At 43.1% G+C, this 15,946-nt stretch carries 15 protein-coding genes; 11 read left to right on the forward strand and 4 right to left on the reverse strand.

From position 1 onward, the window contains the following. Positions 1–120 precede the first annotated feature (120 nt). Complete coding sequence (locus tag NXS09_RS05220; protein ID WP_434803008.1) at positions 121–537, forward strand: VOC family protein; 417 nt, start codon at positions 121–123, stop codon at positions 535–537. An 87-nt stretch (positions 538–624) separates the two neighbouring features. Here NXS09_RS05220 and NXS09_RS05225 read toward each other — a convergent pair whose 3' ends face one another. After that, positions 625–1,104, reverse strand: a complete 480-nt coding sequence (locus tag NXS09_RS05225) for a NemA protein (protein ID WP_259291502.1) — start codon at positions 1,102–1,104, stop codon at positions 625–627. 228 nt (positions 1,105–1,332) lie between these two features. Continuing rightward, entirely contained in the window at positions 1,333–1,677 is a 345-nt protein-coding gene (locus NXS09_RS05230) for a TonB family protein (RefSeq protein ID WP_259291503.1), read from the reverse strand. 632 nt (positions 1,678–2,309) lie between these two features. Between NXS09_RS05230 and dapF the strand changes: the two genes are divergently transcribed. The 6 genes from dapF to NXS09_RS05260 all read left to right on the forward strand — a co-directional run bounded on the left by dapF (position 2,310) and on the right by NXS09_RS05260 (position 7,680). After that, positions 2,310–3,158, forward strand: a complete 849-nt coding sequence (gene dapF / locus NXS09_RS05235) for a diaminopimelate epimerase (RefSeq protein ID WP_259291504.1) — start codon at positions 2,310–2,312, stop codon at positions 3,156–3,158. Further along, positions 3,158–3,817 carry a DUF484 family protein gene (locus NXS09_RS05240; RefSeq protein WP_259291505.1) on the forward strand — a complete coding sequence of 220 codons (660 nt, stop codon included), beginning with the start codon at positions 3,158–3,160 and terminating at the stop codon, positions 3,815–3,817. The genes dapF and NXS09_RS05240 overlap by 1 nt, the downstream gene beginning before the upstream one ends. A 1-nt stretch (position 3,818) precedes the next feature. After that, positions 3,819–4,424, forward strand: a complete 606-nt coding sequence (locus NXS09_RS05245) for a hypothetical protein (RefSeq protein ID WP_259291506.1) — start codon at positions 3,819–3,821, stop codon at positions 4,422–4,424. A gap of 172 nt (positions 4,425–4,596) precedes the next feature. Further along, the gene (cysK, locus tag NXS09_RS05250) at positions 4,597–5,529 is read left to right on the forward strand and encodes a cysteine synthase A (protein ID WP_259291507.1); all 933 of its coding nucleotides are present in this window, start codon (positions 4,597–4,599) and stop codon (positions 5,527–5,529) included. A gap of 167 nt (positions 5,530–5,696) precedes the next feature. After that, complete coding sequence (gene ychF, locus NXS09_RS05255; RefSeq protein WP_259291508.1) at positions 5,697–6,788, forward strand: redox-regulated ATPase YchF; 1,092 nt, start codon at positions 5,697–5,699, stop codon at positions 6,786–6,788. A 382-nt stretch (positions 6,789–7,170) separates the two neighbouring features. Then, complete coding sequence (locus NXS09_RS05260) at positions 7,171–7,680, forward strand: RICIN domain-containing protein (RefSeq protein WP_259291509.1); 510 nt, start codon at positions 7,171–7,173, stop codon at positions 7,678–7,680. Positions 7,681–7,753: 73 nt separating this feature from the next. Here the strand turns inward: NXS09_RS05260 and NXS09_RS05265 are convergent, their stop codons facing one another. After that, a complete protein-coding gene (locus NXS09_RS05265) occupies positions 7,754–8,794 on the reverse strand; it encodes a sensor histidine kinase (RefSeq protein ID WP_259291510.1) in 1,041 nt (346 codons plus the stop codon). Between the two features lie 46 nt (positions 8,795–8,840). On the opposite strand from NXS09_RS05265, the gene argH reads away from it, so the two are divergent. After that, positions 8,841–10,223, forward strand: a complete 1,383-nt coding sequence (gene argH, locus NXS09_RS05270) for an argininosuccinate lyase (protein ID WP_259291511.1) — start codon at positions 8,841–8,843, stop codon at positions 10,221–10,223. An 87-nt stretch (positions 10,224–10,310) separates the two neighbouring features. Here the strand turns inward: argH and NXS09_RS05275 are convergent, their stop codons facing one another. After that, positions 10,311–11,042 (reverse strand): class I SAM-dependent methyltransferase, encoded by a 732-nt coding sequence (locus NXS09_RS05275; RefSeq protein WP_434803009.1) that lies wholly within the window; start codon positions 11,040–11,042, stop codon positions 10,311–10,313. A gap of 213 nt (positions 11,043–11,255) precedes the next feature. Between NXS09_RS05275 and NXS09_RS05280 the strand changes: the two genes are divergently transcribed. The 3 genes from NXS09_RS05280 (at position 11,256) to narJ (ending at position 15,945) form a co-directional block, all read left to right on the forward strand. Beyond that, positions 11,256–13,370 carry a LysM peptidoglycan-binding domain-containing protein gene (locus NXS09_RS05280; protein ID WP_259291513.1) on the forward strand — a complete coding sequence of 705 codons (2,115 nt, stop codon included), beginning with the start codon at positions 11,256–11,258 and terminating at the stop codon, positions 13,368–13,370. Between the two features lie 341 nt (positions 13,371–13,711). Next, positions 13,712–15,277: a nitrate reductase subunit beta gene (gene narH / locus NXS09_RS05285; protein WP_259291514.1), complete on the forward strand. Its 1,566-nt coding sequence runs from the start codon at positions 13,712–13,714 to the stop codon at positions 15,275–15,277. Continuing rightward, complete coding sequence (gene narJ, locus NXS09_RS05290) at positions 15,277–15,945, forward strand: nitrate reductase molybdenum cofactor assembly chaperone (RefSeq protein WP_259291515.1); 669 nt, start codon at positions 15,277–15,279, stop codon at positions 15,943–15,945. Before narH ends, narJ begins: the two co-directional genes overlap by 1 nt. The last annotated feature ends 1 nt before the right edge of the window (position 15,946 follow it).

The raw sequence follows: 15,946 nt of genomic DNA on the forward strand, positions 1-15,946 counted from the left end.
TTATATATAATGAAAACGGTGTAGGTTGTGAGCCAAACAAGCAGATGGTTTTAATTAGTCAACGTGTGGGTATCAATGGCATATACCCTATGCAGTTTTTTATTCATAATAGGCGTTTTGATGGAAAATCCCAGTATCCTTTCCCATGTTTCTTTAGGTACAAACCGCTTTGCTGAAGCCGTTGCTTTTTATGATAAGGTTTTGGCTACGTTCGGTATTGGCCGTATTTTAGATGTAACCGAGCATTTTCCAGCTATTGCTTATGCTCGCGCTTATCCCGAATTCTGGATACAACAACCGTTTAACGGTAAACCGGCGGAGGCTGCCAACGGTATACACATTGCTTTTATGGCTAAAAATCGCGAAGAAGTGCATGCATTTTATGAAGCGGCGTTGGCGGCAGGAGGGAAAGGTGACGGAGAACCCGGCACGCGCCCGCATTATGGCGATGCTTATTACGGCTGCTTCGTACGCGATCTTGACGGCCATAAAATCGAAGCGATGGCGTGGTTGGCGGGTGAAGTAGTCGGTGAATAAGCTATATTGTTTATATCATTTAGATAAACAAGCCGCTATGTTTTGTTGCATGGCGGCTTTTTGATAACTCAATCAATATATTTGTTTTTAATACCGTGCATTAACCAACCGGCCTTTTTGGTAGGTTTGTTGCTGCATAATATTACCGTTATAGGCATAAACTGTTAATGTGCCGTTTTCAGGATGGGCACGGAATTCGAGTAAATGTTTGCGGTCGACCGTATAGGGGTCAGTGCGTTTTCTATTATTGTCGCTATAAAAATCTTGTACAACATATTCATCACCGCGTCTATGAAGTAGTTGACGGTGGAATCCGCCTTTAACGGCATTATTACTTACTCTGCCATTGGCATCGAAATAAGTAACGGTTGGTTCTTCAACGTTTTTCAAGCTGCTATTATCGGCTCTACCGATATTGGTACCAACCGGAATATTAATGGATGTTCCCAAACCTATATGTCTGCCGATACCCGTACCCAACCCGACGCCGACCGACATGCCGGGTTGTCCGACCGAACAAGCACTTAAAGCAGTTAACAAAAAGCCCGCAAATAGGATGTTTTTCATGATGTATCCTTTTATTTATATTCGTACTATAAGAGTATAAAGGTATTTGGGGAGTGATTTTGTTAGTATTGGTAAAGAGTAGGGTGCCGATATTGAAATTAAACTCATAAAGTTTAATTTTTTTAAAGGCTTAGCAATATATTCATATTGCCGATTGAGATGTGTTGAAAATGATAAAAAGGTCTGTTGCAATATGGCGCAATAGACCTTTTGGTTTGGGGAATATATTTAAAATGCTAAACCTGCCTGTTGAACAGGAGCTGTTTTGCTGAATTTAAATTCTTTAATAACGCTGAATTGAATGTTATCACCATTCATGGTTACGGGGCGCATATACTGGGATTGAATCCAGCTGATGGCTTCGGCATCAATGGTTGCCGAACCGCTGCTGCGGACAATGCGGGCATCGCTCACTTTGCCTGACGGGCTGATGTCGATACTCATAGCAACATTACCATCTGTTTGGCTGTTTACATGATTGTCGTGAAATGTAACCGTTTGGGCTAAGGCGGTTTGGGCGCCGGCAAAAAGGGCAAAAGCGGTCAGAGTGGATAAAACGTGTTTGATTTTCATAAATTATCCTTTTGGCAAATATGCCTGAGTAATGTGTTTGGCCATTTTGTTATCAGAGGTTTTGAAACAGAAACCATTGATGGGGGATAATCTTTGGTTTTGATTGTTTCGTTATTTATTCTGCATGAAAGTTAGCTATAAAACAAGAAAAATTTTAATTATTCGGCATTAAAATATGATAATCGGTTTTTATTAGGGTTGGGAAAATAGTATCTGTATAGACTATTTTTATTGTTTTGTTAATATAGATGATTGTTTATCATGATATTTTAAAAATATCTGTTTAGCATGTGAGGTTGCTGTTTGTTTTTTTACTAATAGGTTTGTCTCTTCTTTACAACTTTAGTCTGTTTCATATTGCCGTTGCTTGATAATAATGTTGAAACTTTTTGAAGCAAACACATTTATCAGCTAATCGGTTTTTGCTTTGGCAAAAGATGTGGAAAGTTTATTTTTAATAACATTAATAATAATTTTTATATTTATTTTTATAGGTATAATAAGAGAAAATACCCGGCGGCTATCCGTAAATTTAAGTCGCCGATAACATATAATCAAGCGCATTATCGTGTAGAATCCGATTAGTTTTTCAGACGGCCTCAACCGTTGCCGTTATCATAGTGAGGAATATGATGAAAACATTAAAATTTACGAAGATGCATGGGTTAGGTAATGATTTTATGGTTGTCGACGGCATCAGCCAGTCGTTTGATCCTGCGGATGCTCCGCTGATTAAATGGGCAGACCGGCATAAGGGTATCGGGTTCGACCAGCTTTTATTGGTGGAAAAACCGCAATCGGATGCGGTAGATTTCCGCTACCGTATTTTTAATGCCGACGGCAGCGAAGTGGAGCAATGCGGTAACGGTGCGCGCTGTTTTGTGCGTTTTGCAGTGGATAAGGGGTTAACCGATAAACATGAAATCGTAGTGGAAACGGCAAAGGGCATTATTGTGCCGCAGCTGACGGAGCAGGGCTTGGTCACCGTAAACATGGGCAAACCGCGCTTTAAGCCGTCTGAAATTCCGTTTGTTCCGGCATCGGATGAAGTTGAAGATGATTTGATTCACATCGTTTTGGTCGGTTTGGAATCCGTACCGGTCAGTTGTGTGAATATGGGTAATCCCCATGCGGTGATTGTGGTTGATGATGTGGATACCGCACCGGTTGAGCATTGGGGAGAAGCCATTGAGTCGCACGAGCAATTTCCGGAGCATGTGAATGTCGGCTTTATGCAGGTTGTCGATAAACAGCATATCCGCCTGCGTGTTTATGAGCGCGGTGTCGGCGAAACACTGGCTTGCGGTACGGGTGCTTGTGCCGCCGTGGTTGCAGGTGTCCGCCTCGGTTTGTTGGAGGAAGGCGCATCTATATGTGTCGGTTTGCCGGGCGGTGATTTGCAGATTAGTTGGCAGGAAGGGGCGGATGTTCTGATGACGGGCCCTGTTGAAACTGTATTTGAAGGTGAGTTGCAATACTAATGAATAATTTAAACCCACAAAATGTTTTGGATTTTTTAAAAAAACACCCTGATTTTTTGGTGGAACATGCCGCCGAATTAGGCGTGCGCCTGCGTGATGACAAGGTTCGTTCTTTTGCACAAGCCAAGCTGGCCGAATCACAGTTGAAAATTGAAAAAATGGCCGACCAATTAACGGTGATGATGTCTGATGCCGAAGCCAATCAAAATACTATGTTGCGCCAGTTTGCTTTGGATATCGGATTGTTAAAGGTGAATACGGTTGCTCAGTTGGCAGATGTTTTATATGAATCGTTGCGACAAGATTTCGGCTTACAGCTGTTTAAATTGGTGATTGTTGCCGAGCCTAAAAAAGCCAAAGTCCGTATTCCCGAAGATATGCTGGGCGGTAAAAAAGTGCGTGAAGACATTCTGGCAATAACAAAACCTATCTTGGGCACTAAGATAAGCAAAGAAATGAAAAAGTTATTACCGTCAACCGATATGGTGGCGGAAAGTTATTTACAATTGCCTATTGTTATCGGCAAACAAACCGGTGCGCTATTATTGGCGGCCGATAGTGATGTCAACCGTTTTGCCGCCGATTTGGAAACCGATTCGGTTCGATATATGGCCGATGCGATAGGTGCTGCTTTATCGCGTATTATGGGTTACCGCTAAAATGATACCGAGTTTGGATTTATGGTTTTTAGCGGTTTATATTACGGTGTTTCTCGTTGCCAGCTATCGTTCCGGTGAGTTTCAGTGGCTTTGGGGCAGTGTGTTATTGTGGGTCGGCTTTAGCGCTGCCGGCCTGCGGCTATTGCCCGGTTTATGGGGACTAACCCATATTGCACCACTGTATATTCCCCATTTTTATATCGCGTTGGCCGCTTTGTTTTTCTTTGTCAATCATTGGCGGAGATCGCCGGATAAAAAAATTTGGTATGCGGTAGAGGCGGATAGTTTTATCAGTTTGTTTGCCGTCAGCAGTATATTGATGAGTGTGGTATCCTTTTTCCTGCTGCTGATTATTTATAGCCGCTTCCCAAGCGGTATCACACCTTATGTATTACCGGCTTTTGTACAAATGTATGCTTTGGAACCCGGCGGTTGGTTTGTGATGCAGGGTGTGGTGATGGCGATTTTTTATCTTCACCGGACAATGATTTTAAAGGAGCCGGCAAATTATTTTAGTAGCCGCCAGTTACAACTTGGCTTTTTGTTGGCCTTGATATTTCAGACGGCCTATATTGTTTGGATACTGCTGGGCTTCCGTTATAGTTAATGAGAACGGATTATCTAAACGAATAGAAACATCAGATATAGGGTGCAACAAACGGCTTCAAATATGCTTCGCTTTTTATAACTAACGGTTATAAATTAAGAATGATAAATTATTGGCTTTTCAAACAGTCACGTTTTAGGATTTATTCTTCAATTTATTTTAGGAAAATATCATGAATATTGCACACAGTATTACTGATTTAATCGGCCATACGCCGTTGGTCGAGTTAAACCGTCTGACCGAAGGCCTACCCGGCCGTGTCGTTGCCAAATTGGAATTTTTTAATCCCGGTAGCAGTGTTAAAGATCGTATTGCCATTGCTATGATTGATGAGGCTGAAAAAGCCGGAAAAATTAATAAAGATACCACTATTGTCGAAGCCACCAGCGGCAATACCGGTATCGGTTTGGCTATGGTGTGCGCAGCGCGTGGCTACAAACTGGCAATTACCATGCCTGAAAGCATGAGTAAAGAGCGCCGTATGTTATTGCGTGCATTCGGTGCCGAATTGATTCTTACCCCTGCCGCAGAAGGTATGGGCGGTGCGATTGCCAAAGCACAAGCTTTGGTAGACGAGCATCCGGATACTTATTTTATGCCGCGTCAATTCGATAATCCCGCCAATCCTCAGATTCATAGGGAAACCACAGCCGAAGAAATTTGGAAAGATACCGATGGCCAAGTAGATATTTTTGTGGCCGGTGTCGGTACCGGCGGTACGGTAACAGGTGTGGGCGAAGTATTAAAAGAGCGCAAACCTGAAGTGCAAATTGTTGCGGTAGAACCCGAAGCTTCCCCCGTATTAAGCGGTGGTGAAAAAGGCCCGCATCCGATTCAAGGTATCGGTGCAGGATTTATACCCAGCATTTTAAATACCAAAGCTTACGATACCGTGATGAAAGCCTCTAATGATGCATCTTTTGAGACAGCCCGTTTGATGGCTGAGAAAGAAGGTATTTTGGTGGGTATTTCTTCAGGTGCCGCTGTATCGGCAGCGTTAGAGTTGGCTAAAAAACCGGAAAACAAAGATAAACTAATCGTTGTGTTAATACCGTCTTACGGCGAACGCTACCTTTCTACCCCTTTGTTTGCCGATTTGGCTTAAAGCTTTATAAAATATCCCATATATCAGAAAGAGGCTTTTTAAGGCCTCTTTTTTCTATTGGATACTTTGAGGCCGTCTGAAAATACCGGGCGGGTCGGTATTATTCAGTTTCCCCACAATATGCTACAATCGCCCGTTAAATTTTACATCTGTTTCGAGAATTAAATATGAGCTTAAAATGCGGCATCGTCGGCCTGCCCAACGTCGGCAAATCTACTCTGTTCAACGCGCTAACCCAATCCGGTATCGAAGCGGCCAATTATCCGTTTTGTACTATCGAACCCAATGTCGGCATTGTTGAAGTGCCTGATCCGCGTATAGATGCGTTGTCCGCCATTGTTAAACCGCAAAGAATCCAGCCTGCTATTGTCGAATTTGTCGATATTGCCGGTTTGGTAGCAGGTGCCAGTAAAGGCGAGGGGCTTGGCAACCAATTTTTGGCCAATATCCGGGAAACCGATGCCATTGTAAACGTTGTCCGTTGTTTTGATGATGACAATATCGTGCACGTTTCCGGCAAAGTCGATCCGATTGCCGATATAGAAACCATTGGTACCGAATTGGCTTTGGCTGACTTGGCCAGTGTGGAAAAAGCGATTGTGCGCGAAGGTAAACGTGCCAAATCAGGCGATAAAGATGCACAAAAACTGGTGGCATTGCTTGAAAAATTATTACCGCATCTGAATGAGGGCAAGCCTGTGCGTTCGTTTGGATTAGATGAAGATGAAACCGCTTTATTGCGTCCGCTATTTTTACTCACTTCTAAACCTGCTATGTATGTGGCTAATGTGGCTGAAGACGGCTTTGAAAACAATCCGCATTATGACCGTTTAAAAGAATTGGCTGCTCGAGAAAATGCACCGGTTGTAGCCGTTTGTGCAGCACTGGAAAGCGAAATTGCCGAGTTGGAAGAGGATGAGAAAGCCGAGTTTCTGGCGGAAATGGGTTTGGAAGAGCCGGGCCTGAACCGCCTGATTCGTGCCGGCTATGATTTGCTCGGCCTGCAAACTTATTTTACCGCCGGCGTGAAAGAAGTACGCGCATGGACCATTCATAAAGGCGATACCGCACCGCAAGCGGCAGGTGTGATTCATACCGATTTTGAACGCGGCTTTATTCGTGCTCAAGTGATTGCCTATGATGATTTTATTACGTTAGGCGGTGAGGCCAAAGCCAAAGAAGCCGGTAAAATGCGTGCGGAAGGTAAAGAATATGTGGTGCAAGATGGTGATGTGATTCATTTCTTATTTAATGTTTAAAACTATTGAAGTAACAGTAAATTTTAAGCTTCATAAACATTAAGAATCAATTCATATTGGGTAAGGGCTGTATTAGATAGATAAAGTTTCTAATACAGCCCTTATTATTGTAGGTCTGATAATAATAAACGGCATAAGATTCAGCTTGCTTCTATTAAAAGTTATATTTATTTTTATTGCATAATATATTTAACAAAAAGTATACGTTGTCATACAATATTTACGATTAATATACAGCATCATTTAGAAATCAATGAAATTCTTGTTAAAAATAGATTTAGTTAAAGGAGGGTGATTTCTAAAGTAATTAAAAATTAAATCACAAATTTATTTTATTGATATGAAATCTTTTAAATTCACAAATCACAAATAAGGATAATAAATGAGCTTGAATAAAGTTTTACTTTTGCTCCCCGTTTTATTGGCCGGTTGTATTTATATCGGTGATACGGATAGTATTCCCGAAACCCATGATCACCCGCGTGGGCAACCTGCTCCCAAACGTCATCCGAGAATTCATTATCCTTCTGAAAATACACGGGCTTACCGTATTCAAAATGCAGATGGAAAATGTTTGGATCTTAGTGGTGCTAATAATAAAGATATGCTTACTTACCGCTGTCATGGTCAGAAGAACCAACAGTTTACGTTTAAAAATAACAGCATCCGTGTAAACGGCCTGTGTTTGGATGTTGCCGAAGCGCAAACCAGAGACGGTGCCCCTGTTATTGCTTATGCCTGCCATGGTCGGGATAATCAGAAATGGTATCGTGAAGGTCAGACTATCCGTAGCGCATTAAACGGAAAATGTATGGATACGGGTAAAGGCGGAAACCGAGTGCGAATGTATCGTTGTGATGGCAGTAGAGGCCAAAGATTCCGCGTTTCATAACGATAGTCCATATAAAACAAAAGGCCGTCTGAAAATTAATTTCAGACGGCCTTTTGTTTTGAATAATAGAATGCTAGCCGCCAAATAGATTTTTTAAATCCGAAGATTTTTTACGGTAGGGTAAGCGGATATCAACGCGGAAAATACCGTCAAGCTGGCGGCTTTTAATCACGGCATCGTTGTCGTACATTAGAGCAAGGCGTTCTTTTAGATTGTGTAATGCCATCGAATTACCTTTGTGCGGTTTGGCATTTTCTTGGCTTTCCGTCGGCACATACGGGTTTTCAATCCGGATATAAATCCAATGTTTTTGACGGGTGGTTAATACGGATACGCAGCCGGGGCGGTGGGTGGATTCGATTCCGTGAAAAACGGCATTTTCCAATAACGGTTGCAACAGAAGATGGGGGGTTTCCGCATCATCGGGGGCATGGTGTTGCCACATCACTTGAACGCGTGTGTGCCCCATCCTAATCTGTTCAATGGCGATATATTCTTGAGCCCATTCGATTTCTTGCCCTAAAGTACTGTTTTGGCTGCCGTCCCGTAGTTGTGCTCGGAAGAGGTTGGCCAAGTTTTCAAGTAGGGTTTCGGCATCATAAGGCCTTAACCTGATCAGGCTGATGGCGGCATTCAAACTATTAAAGAGAAAGTGCGGGCGGATGCGTGCCGTTAATGCACTCAGTCGCGCTTCGGAAAGAGAGGGTGCAAGGCTATAACGGCGTGAAGCTTCGGAATACATAAAGCCTAAAGCAAAAATATTAAATAAGAAGAAATGCTGCCAAAAATGCATCCGCTCACCTAAAACCACGCAATTAATCAGGGTAAAAATCGCTAAATCACTAAGATGGAAAACCAATACGGCCCATTTGGATTCGATGAGACGGGGAAATGAGCTAACCAGTATATAACCTTTAATTAAAATCAATAATAATGTCGGCGCGGCCCATGCGGATTGGGTATAAAGTTGTTGTAAATAGCTTTCATTCGAACCGCTGATTAAGGGATATAAAATCAAAGCCAATATCCCGGTCATAATTAAACGGGAAATGGTGCCGAAATTTCTAAAATCAGGCAGTACAAACCAAGATTGTATTTGACGTATAATAGGCATCTTTACAACAAACTCTCTTAGACACTATAAGCGAATGGATTAATTTATGAGTGATAATAAAACTTGGTCGGGGCGTTTCAATGAACCCGTATCCGAGCTGGTGAAGAAATATACCGGCTCAATCGACTTCGACAAACGTCTGGCAAAGTGGGATATACAAGGATCTTTGGCTCATGCGCAGATGTTGCAGCAGGCAGGTGTATTGAGTGCGGAAGACTTATCCGCTATCCGCCAAGGAATGGCCGATATTATATCAGAAATAGATGCCGGACGAATGATTTGGTCGTTGGATTTGGAAGATGTTCATATGAATATCGAACGGCGGTTAACCGATAAAATCGGTGATGCCGGCAAGCGTTTGCATACGGGGCGAAGCCGTAACGACCAAGTTGCGACCGATATCCGTTTATGGTTGCGCGACCAAATCAGCGATATTCAAGTATTGATTCGTGATTTGCAAACGGCATTGGTTGACTTGGCTGAAAAAAATGCAGCCGTGGTGATGCCGGGGTTTACCCATCTTCAAGTAGCCCAACCGGTAAGCTTCGGGCATCATATGTTGGCTTATGTTGAGATGTTGGGGCGTGACGACGAGCGTATGGCCGATTGCCGCAAGCGTGTTAACCGTATGCCTTTGGGTGCGGCAGCATTGGCAGGTACCACTTATCCGATTAAGCGGGAAACCACTGCCGAGTTGTTGGGGTTTGAACAAATTTGTCAGAATTCATTAGATGCCGTTTCCGATCGGGATTTTGCCATTGAGTTCACCGCCGCTGCCAGCCTGTTGATGATTCACTTGAGCCGATTGAGTGAAGAGTTGATTTTATGGATGAGCCCGCGCTTTGGCTTTATTGATATTGCCGACCGCTTTTGTACCGGCTCGTCGATTATGCCGCAAAAGAAAAATCCCGATGTACCGGAATTAGTGCGCGGTAAATCAGGCCGGGTTATCGGTCATCTGACGACATTATTAATGCTGATGAAGTCGCAACCGCTTGCTTACAATAAAGACAATCAGGAAGACAAAGAACCTTTGTTTGATACGGTAGATACATTGATTGATACCTTGCGCATTTATGCTGATATGATGCGCGGCGTGACCGTTAAGCCTGAAAATATGCGTGCGGCCGTATTGCAGGGTTTTGCCACGGCAACGGATTTGGCAGATTATTTGGTGAAAAAAGGCATGCCTTTCCGCGATAGCCATGAAACAGTAGCTTTGGCGGTACGTCATGCCGATACCGAAGGCGTAGATTTGAGCGATTTGCCTTTGGAAACTTTGCAAAGCTTTAGCAATTTGATTGATAAAGATGTGTATGATGTTTTAACACCAGAAGGTAGTTTGAACGCTCGCAACCATATCGGCGGAACAGCACCTGAGCAAGTGCTTTTGCAAGTACGGCGCTGGAAGGCTTTATTGACTGGTTAATATTTAATTCCATTTAAATTGATAAAATCAGTATCAAGGCCGTCTGAAATATTTCAGACGGCTCATTTATGGTTGTTCTTGATAGAGTTAATCAAGTTTGGATATCTTACTTAAACCGCCTCGTTTGGCCTCTCCTGTTGTAGTCGATAGCGCCATACCCAATACCATCTCATCTGAATTTTTCATTGTACGTTCCCATTCGGGCAAGGGTCTCACGCCCGCTATGCGTTTGCGCAAAACCAAACCGTAAACCGCTGCTGCAGACGGCCACCACCTGTTTCCCGCTGCTTCCATAAAGTGCCAGCGCTTTAGTGAACGTTCGGTGTTCACTGGTGGCACATATACCATAAATTGGCCTTGTTCAATCTCAAATCCTATTGATTTAATTTGTTTTTTTAAATTTGTTAATGGTTGGCAATATTGTTTTTCAGGCAGTCTCTCGCCGTTAAACCAATGGCTGTAATACCATAAAGAATAAGGGTTGAAACCGCTAATAACCAGTTTGCCTTCGGGTTCGAGTACACGAAAAGCCTCGATCAAAGTCTGATAGGGCATATCGCTGATTTCCAACGTATGGGGCATGAGTAATAAACTGAGCGAACTGTCGGCAAAAGCTAAAAAATCAGGTTTCATCAACACATCATGATATACATAAATATGACTTTCAGACGGCCTTAACCAATTGTCCATGCCAAATTGTACAACCTTACCTATGTCTTGATTCGGTATATGGCGTTTGAAAAAACGTTTTTCCCTATCGGCTGTATATAAACCGGCAGGGTTATCTGAAAACCATCTTTTTAAACGCTCATATCTCATTGGAAGCAAACCCTTTTTAATACTATGCCTATAATGATAACCTCATATTTAATTTAATATGAAAAAATTTTTTATTTCTATAGTTTTGCTGGTAAATATCTAAAATATTTCATTTTATTTTATTTATTTTACAATAAAATCTTGACGATTTTATGTGAAAAATATTACTATCCGATACATTCAAATTAACTATTCACGATATTATTTAAAACTATGGCCAAATTAAAATCAATAGCCCTGGCCGTAACCGGTGTTTCGGCGGTTTCAGGTGCGGCATACAGCCACGCAGCAACTTCTAACCAAACAGGTATGGCAATGATGCGTTTAAATTCATCATTACTCGACCAAGTACATAAAAAGACAGCGGGAGGAAGCCTTTGGAATGTCATGCGCAAGAATTTCCAGATGGCCGAAGTCAATTCCGAATTAGTACGGCGTCACGAGAGTAAATTTTCTGCCGGTCGTGCTTATTTCGACCGTACTATCAACCGTAGTAAACCTTATATGTACCATATTGCGAATGAAGTAAAAAAACGCAATATGCCTGCCGAAATCGCATTATTACCCTTTATCGAAAGTGCTTTTGTTACCAAAGCAAAATCTCATGTAGGCGCATCCGGCTTATGGCAGTTTATGCCGGCAACCGGCCGCCACTTCGGTTTGGAACGCACATCCATATATGACGGCCGTCATGATATTTATGCTGCAACCGATGCAGCATTGAATTATTTGGAATATCTTCATGGTATGTTTGGTGACTGGTCTTTGGCGTTGGCCGCCTACAACTGGGGCGAAGGTAATGTTAGCCGTGCAATGAAACGTGCTCGTGCCCGTGGGTTGGCGCCGGTATATGAAAACCTGAAAATGCCTGCCGAAACCCGTAACTATGTTCCTAAATTACTGGCTGTCCGCAATATAGTTAATAATCCCAATGCATTCGGAATGCACTTGAGTGAGATTGAAAACAAGCCGTATTTCCAAGCTGTCAGTGTCGACAGACCAATGGATACAGAGGCTATTGCACGCTTGGCAAATATTAGTGAAAATGAATTTTTAGCATTAAATCCTGCTTTTAATGCACCGGTATTCGTTCCGAAAAGTAACCGTAAATTGTTGCTTCCCGTTTATGCTGTTTCTACATTTGAAAAAAATTACCGTAACGCCAAGCCTGAGAATTTATTTTCTTGGCAAACTTATGCAGCCGGCGGCAAAGTCAGCTTGAGTCGGATTGCCGCAGATGCCGGCATGAGTGTGGCAGAGCTTAAAGGCCAATATGTTCCGAATGTAGACACTTTCCATGCTTCACAAAATATTTTAGTTGCGAAAAATGACAAGGTTACTCCGGATAATTCAGGCTTCATTCATGTTGCGGCAAGCAGTAAAAAATTGCCGGATGGCTATAAAACCAATTTAACTTCCCTGCAAGAAATCAATGGCGGATCAGAGCGTCCTAATTCATCGCCTATTACCATTTTGGCACAACAATCAAAACCGGCGGTTAAAGCGGAACAGGCAACGGACTCAAAATCTCTCTCTATTGCTGCCGCGCTGATTGCTGAAAATGATGCATCGGTAGATACAGGCAATATTCAAAAGGCAAATCTTGACAGTGATATCAGAATTGCTTCAAATGCAATTGAAATCCCTGAAGTTTCAACTGATAGTATTGAGTTAGCCGTAACAGAGCCTTTGTCTTTACCGACTCAAACTTCGGCAACGCCGGCTCCTAACCAACCGACACCTTCTGATAATCCGAATAATGTTGCGATTACAGAAATTAACTTGAATAATAGAAATGCCACTTCAGAGTCGCAAGATCCATTATTGGCCTTGGTTAATGATGCGGAGCAGCAGCGTTTAGATGCAACGGAGCGCATTAAAAACTCACTTGCCCAATCCGAAGTGGAAGAGGCAGCGGCCAAAGCGCGTGCAGAACGTATTGCTGCCAACCGTATTAAGCAACAACAGCGCACCGAGGCACGTTTAGCCCGTGCCAATGAAGCTGCAATGCAAGCCAATAATACGCATAAAGTGGTGGCTGGGGATACGTTATTTAATATTTCCCAACGGTATAATGTTAGTGTTGCAGATTTGATTACCGTTAATAATATTAAAGGCAACAGTATCCGCAAAGGGCAGGTATTGAAAGTGACGGCCGCTTCCGTTCAGCGTAATGCGGTTCGTAATGTTTCCTATACCGTTCGCAAAGGCGATACTTTAAATACGATTGCCAGCCGCTTTAATGTTGATGTTAACGATATCCGCCGTTGGAACCGTAATACGCGTACGGTAAAACCCGGACAACGCTTAAGATTAATCGGCAGTTAAAGCGAATACCAATCCATATAAAACACCTGAATATTTCAGGTGTTTTTTTTTAGCATTTAGAGAATACATACACAATCAATACAAGGCCGTCTGAAAATTTTCGGGCATTTTTTATTCATTAATCTACTTCTAAAGAACTACCCATCACCTTATTCCAGCCATTGAATACACATTATTTTGCTGTTCCCGATTGCGCTTTCGGGGCATATTTTTCTTGCGTGCTATCCACTAAGCTTTTATCAATGAAAAAGCCATAAAAATAAAACCGCTATTTTTTAAAAGCTACTTTCAGACGGCCTGAAATATGCTGTTTGAGCAGTTAACCCAAAAGGAACACGACGATGAAAATAAGAGCACAAGTCGGCATGGTTTTGAACTTAGACAAATGTATCGGCTGCCATACCTGCTCCGTTACCTGTAAAAACGTGTGGACTTCGCGCGACGGTGTCGAATATGCATGGTTCAATAACGTAGAAACCAAACCCGGTATCGGCTTTCCCAAAAATTGGGAAGATCAGGGAAAATGGAACGGCGGTTGGGTTCGTAAACCCGACGGTAAACTGGTTCCCAAGCAGGGCGGTAAACTAAAGATTCTGGCCAATATTTTTGCCAACCCCAATATGCCGCAGATTGATGATTATTACGAACCGTTTACCTATGACTACCAGCATCTGCAAAATGCACCGAAAATGTCCACGCCGCCGACGGCACGTCCGATATCGATATTAACCGGTAAAAAAATGGACAAAGTAGAGTGGGGGCCGAACTGGGAAGACGATTTGGGTGGTGAGTTTGAAAAACGGGCGAAAGATGTTTTGTTTGAAGGCATTCAAAAAGACATGCATGCCGCATTCGAGCAAACTTTCATGATGTATTTGCCGCGCTTATGCGAGCATTGTCTGAATCCGACTTGTGTCGCTTCTTGCCCTTCCGGCAGCATTTATAAGCGTGAAGACGACGGCATTGTATTGATTGACCAAGATAAATGCCGTGGTTGGCGGATGTGTGTTTCCGGCTGCCCGTATAAAAAAATCTATTACAACTGGACCAGTGGCAAAGCGGAAAAATGTACGTTTTGCTATCCGCGTATCGAAGGCGGCCAGCCGACGGTTTGTTCGGAAACGTGTGTCGGCCGTATCCGTTATTTAGGCGTATTGCTTTATGATGCCGACAAAATCGAGCAGGCCGCTTCTATCGAAAATCCGCAAGACTTATATGAACAACAATTGGGTCTGTTTCTCAATCCGCATGATCCCGAAGTGCAACGCGAAGCTTTAAAACAAGGCATCAGCCAAAGCTGGATTGATGCGGCCAAAAAATCGCCGGTCTATAAAATGGCGATGGAATGGAAAGTGGCTTTCCCATTGCATCCCGAATACCGCACCTTGCCAATGGTTTGGTATATTCCGCCGTTGTCGCCGATTCAGTCTGCCATTGAAAACGGTTTGGTGGGTGAAAACGGCATTATTCCGAGTGTGGATGAAATGCGTATCCCGTTGCGTTATCTAGCCAATCTGTTGACCGCCGGTAAAGTGGAACCGATTAAATTCGCATTGGAACGCATGATTGCCATGCGCCGTTTCAAACGCGGACAAGTGGTACATGGTGAAACATTGGCACAAACACTGGAAGGTACGGGGCTAACGCCCGAGATGGTTGAAGATATGTATCAAACGATGGCCATTGCCAATTATGAGGATCGTTTTGTTATTCCGACTTCTCATAAAGAAATGGTGGAAAACAGTTTTAATGATCAATCAGGTTGTGGTTTTACATTCGGCAATGGTTGTTCGGATGGGGAAAGTAGCGAAAGCCTATTTGGTAAACGGAAAGGTGCACCGATTGTTTTTTACGGTTTACGAAAAGATGTTGAAGAAAACCGTAAGGAAAAAGAAGAGGTGCGCTGATGGATACTTATCCTGTTTATCAATGGTTTTCTGCACTTTTGTGTTATCCGGAAGCCGAGTTAATTGAGGTTTTACCCGAGTTTCAGACGGCATTAAACGAATGGCTGCAGCTTAGCCGTCAGGCAGACCGTTTGCAAATATTTTTAGATTATTTAAACAGCCATAGTCTGCGCGAATTGCAAGAAAATTATGTCGCGACTTTCGATCGCAACCGTAATCATGCACTGTATATTTTCGAGCATGTATACGGGGAAGACCGTGACCGTGGTAGTGCTATGGTGGATCTATTAGAGGAATACCGTAGCGGCGGTTTTGAGTTGGGTGATGAAGAACTGCCTGATTATCTGCCTGTATTATTGGAATATTTGAGTCAGGTGCCGGCCGAGTATGCGCAAAAGCTGCTGGGCGATGCGGTTCATGTGATTGCCCATATCGGTCATAAACTGGCACGAAATGATTCGCCTTATGCCGTTTTATTAGAAGGCTTGACCGAACTCAGCCCGATTCGACCGATGCCGCTTACCGAGCCGCCGGTGCGTGATATGGATGAAGCCATGGAAACGTTCGGGCCTGATATGGCCGGTATCGAGCCTCTCTTGAAGCCTTCAGTCGAAACCATACAGTTTTATCCTAAAGCCGCATTTCAGACGGCCTTAAAAGGAGCATAAA

Origin of the sequence: Neisseria montereyensis (assembly GCF_024834045.1) — a bacterium.
Taxonomy (GTDB): domain Bacteria; phylum Pseudomonadota; class Gammaproteobacteria; order Burkholderiales; family Neisseriaceae; genus Neisseria; species Neisseria montereyensis.

What these genes read in the sequence shown, in the direction of transcription:
- NXS09_RS05220 (WP_434803008.1), top strand. Translation starts at nt 121, where the DNA reads ATGGAAAATCCCAGTATCCTTTCCCATGTTTCTTTAGGTACAAACCGC.
- NXS09_RS05225 (WP_259291502.1), bottom strand. Translation starts at nt 1,104, where the DNA reads ATGAAAAACATCCTATTTGCGGGCTTTTTGTTAACTGCTTTAAGTGCT.
- NXS09_RS05230 (WP_259291503.1), bottom strand. Translation starts at nt 1,677, where the DNA reads ATGAAAATCAAACACGTTTTATCCACTCTGACCGCTTTTGCCCTTTTT.
- dapF (WP_259291504.1), top strand. Translation starts at nt 2,310, where the DNA reads ATGAAAACATTAAAATTTACGAAGATGCATGGGTTAGGTAATGATTTT.
- NXS09_RS05240 (WP_259291505.1), top strand. Translation starts at nt 3,158, where the DNA reads ATGAATAATTTAAACCCACAAAATGTTTTGGATTTTTTAAAAAAACAC.
- NXS09_RS05245 (WP_259291506.1), top strand. Translation starts at nt 3,819, where the DNA reads ATGATACCGAGTTTGGATTTATGGTTTTTAGCGGTTTATATTACGGTG.
- cysK (WP_259291507.1), top strand. Translation starts at nt 4,597, where the DNA reads ATGAATATTGCACACAGTATTACTGATTTAATCGGCCATACGCCGTTG.
- ychF (WP_259291508.1), top strand. Translation starts at nt 5,697, where the DNA reads ATGAGCTTAAAATGCGGCATCGTCGGCCTGCCCAACGTCGGCAAATCT.
- NXS09_RS05260 (WP_259291509.1), top strand. Translation starts at nt 7,171, where the DNA reads ATGAGCTTGAATAAAGTTTTACTTTTGCTCCCCGTTTTATTGGCCGGT.
- NXS09_RS05265 (WP_259291510.1), bottom strand. Translation starts at nt 8,794, where the DNA reads ATGCCTATTATACGTCAAATACAATCTTGGTTTGTACTGCCTGATTTT.
- argH (WP_259291511.1), top strand. Translation starts at nt 8,841, where the DNA reads ATGAGTGATAATAAAACTTGGTCGGGGCGTTTCAATGAACCCGTATCC.
- NXS09_RS05275 (WP_434803009.1), bottom strand. Translation starts at nt 11,042, where the DNA reads ATGAGATATGAGCGTTTAAAAAGATGGTTTTCAGATAACCCTGCCGGT.
- NXS09_RS05280 (WP_259291513.1), top strand. Translation starts at nt 11,256, where the DNA reads ATGGCCAAATTAAAATCAATAGCCCTGGCCGTAACCGGTGTTTCGGCG.
- narH (WP_259291514.1), top strand. Translation starts at nt 13,712, where the DNA reads ATGAAAATAAGAGCACAAGTCGGCATGGTTTTGAACTTAGACAAATGT.
- narJ (WP_259291515.1), top strand. Translation starts at nt 15,277, where the DNA reads ATGGATACTTATCCTGTTTATCAATGGTTTTCTGCACTTTTGTGTTAT.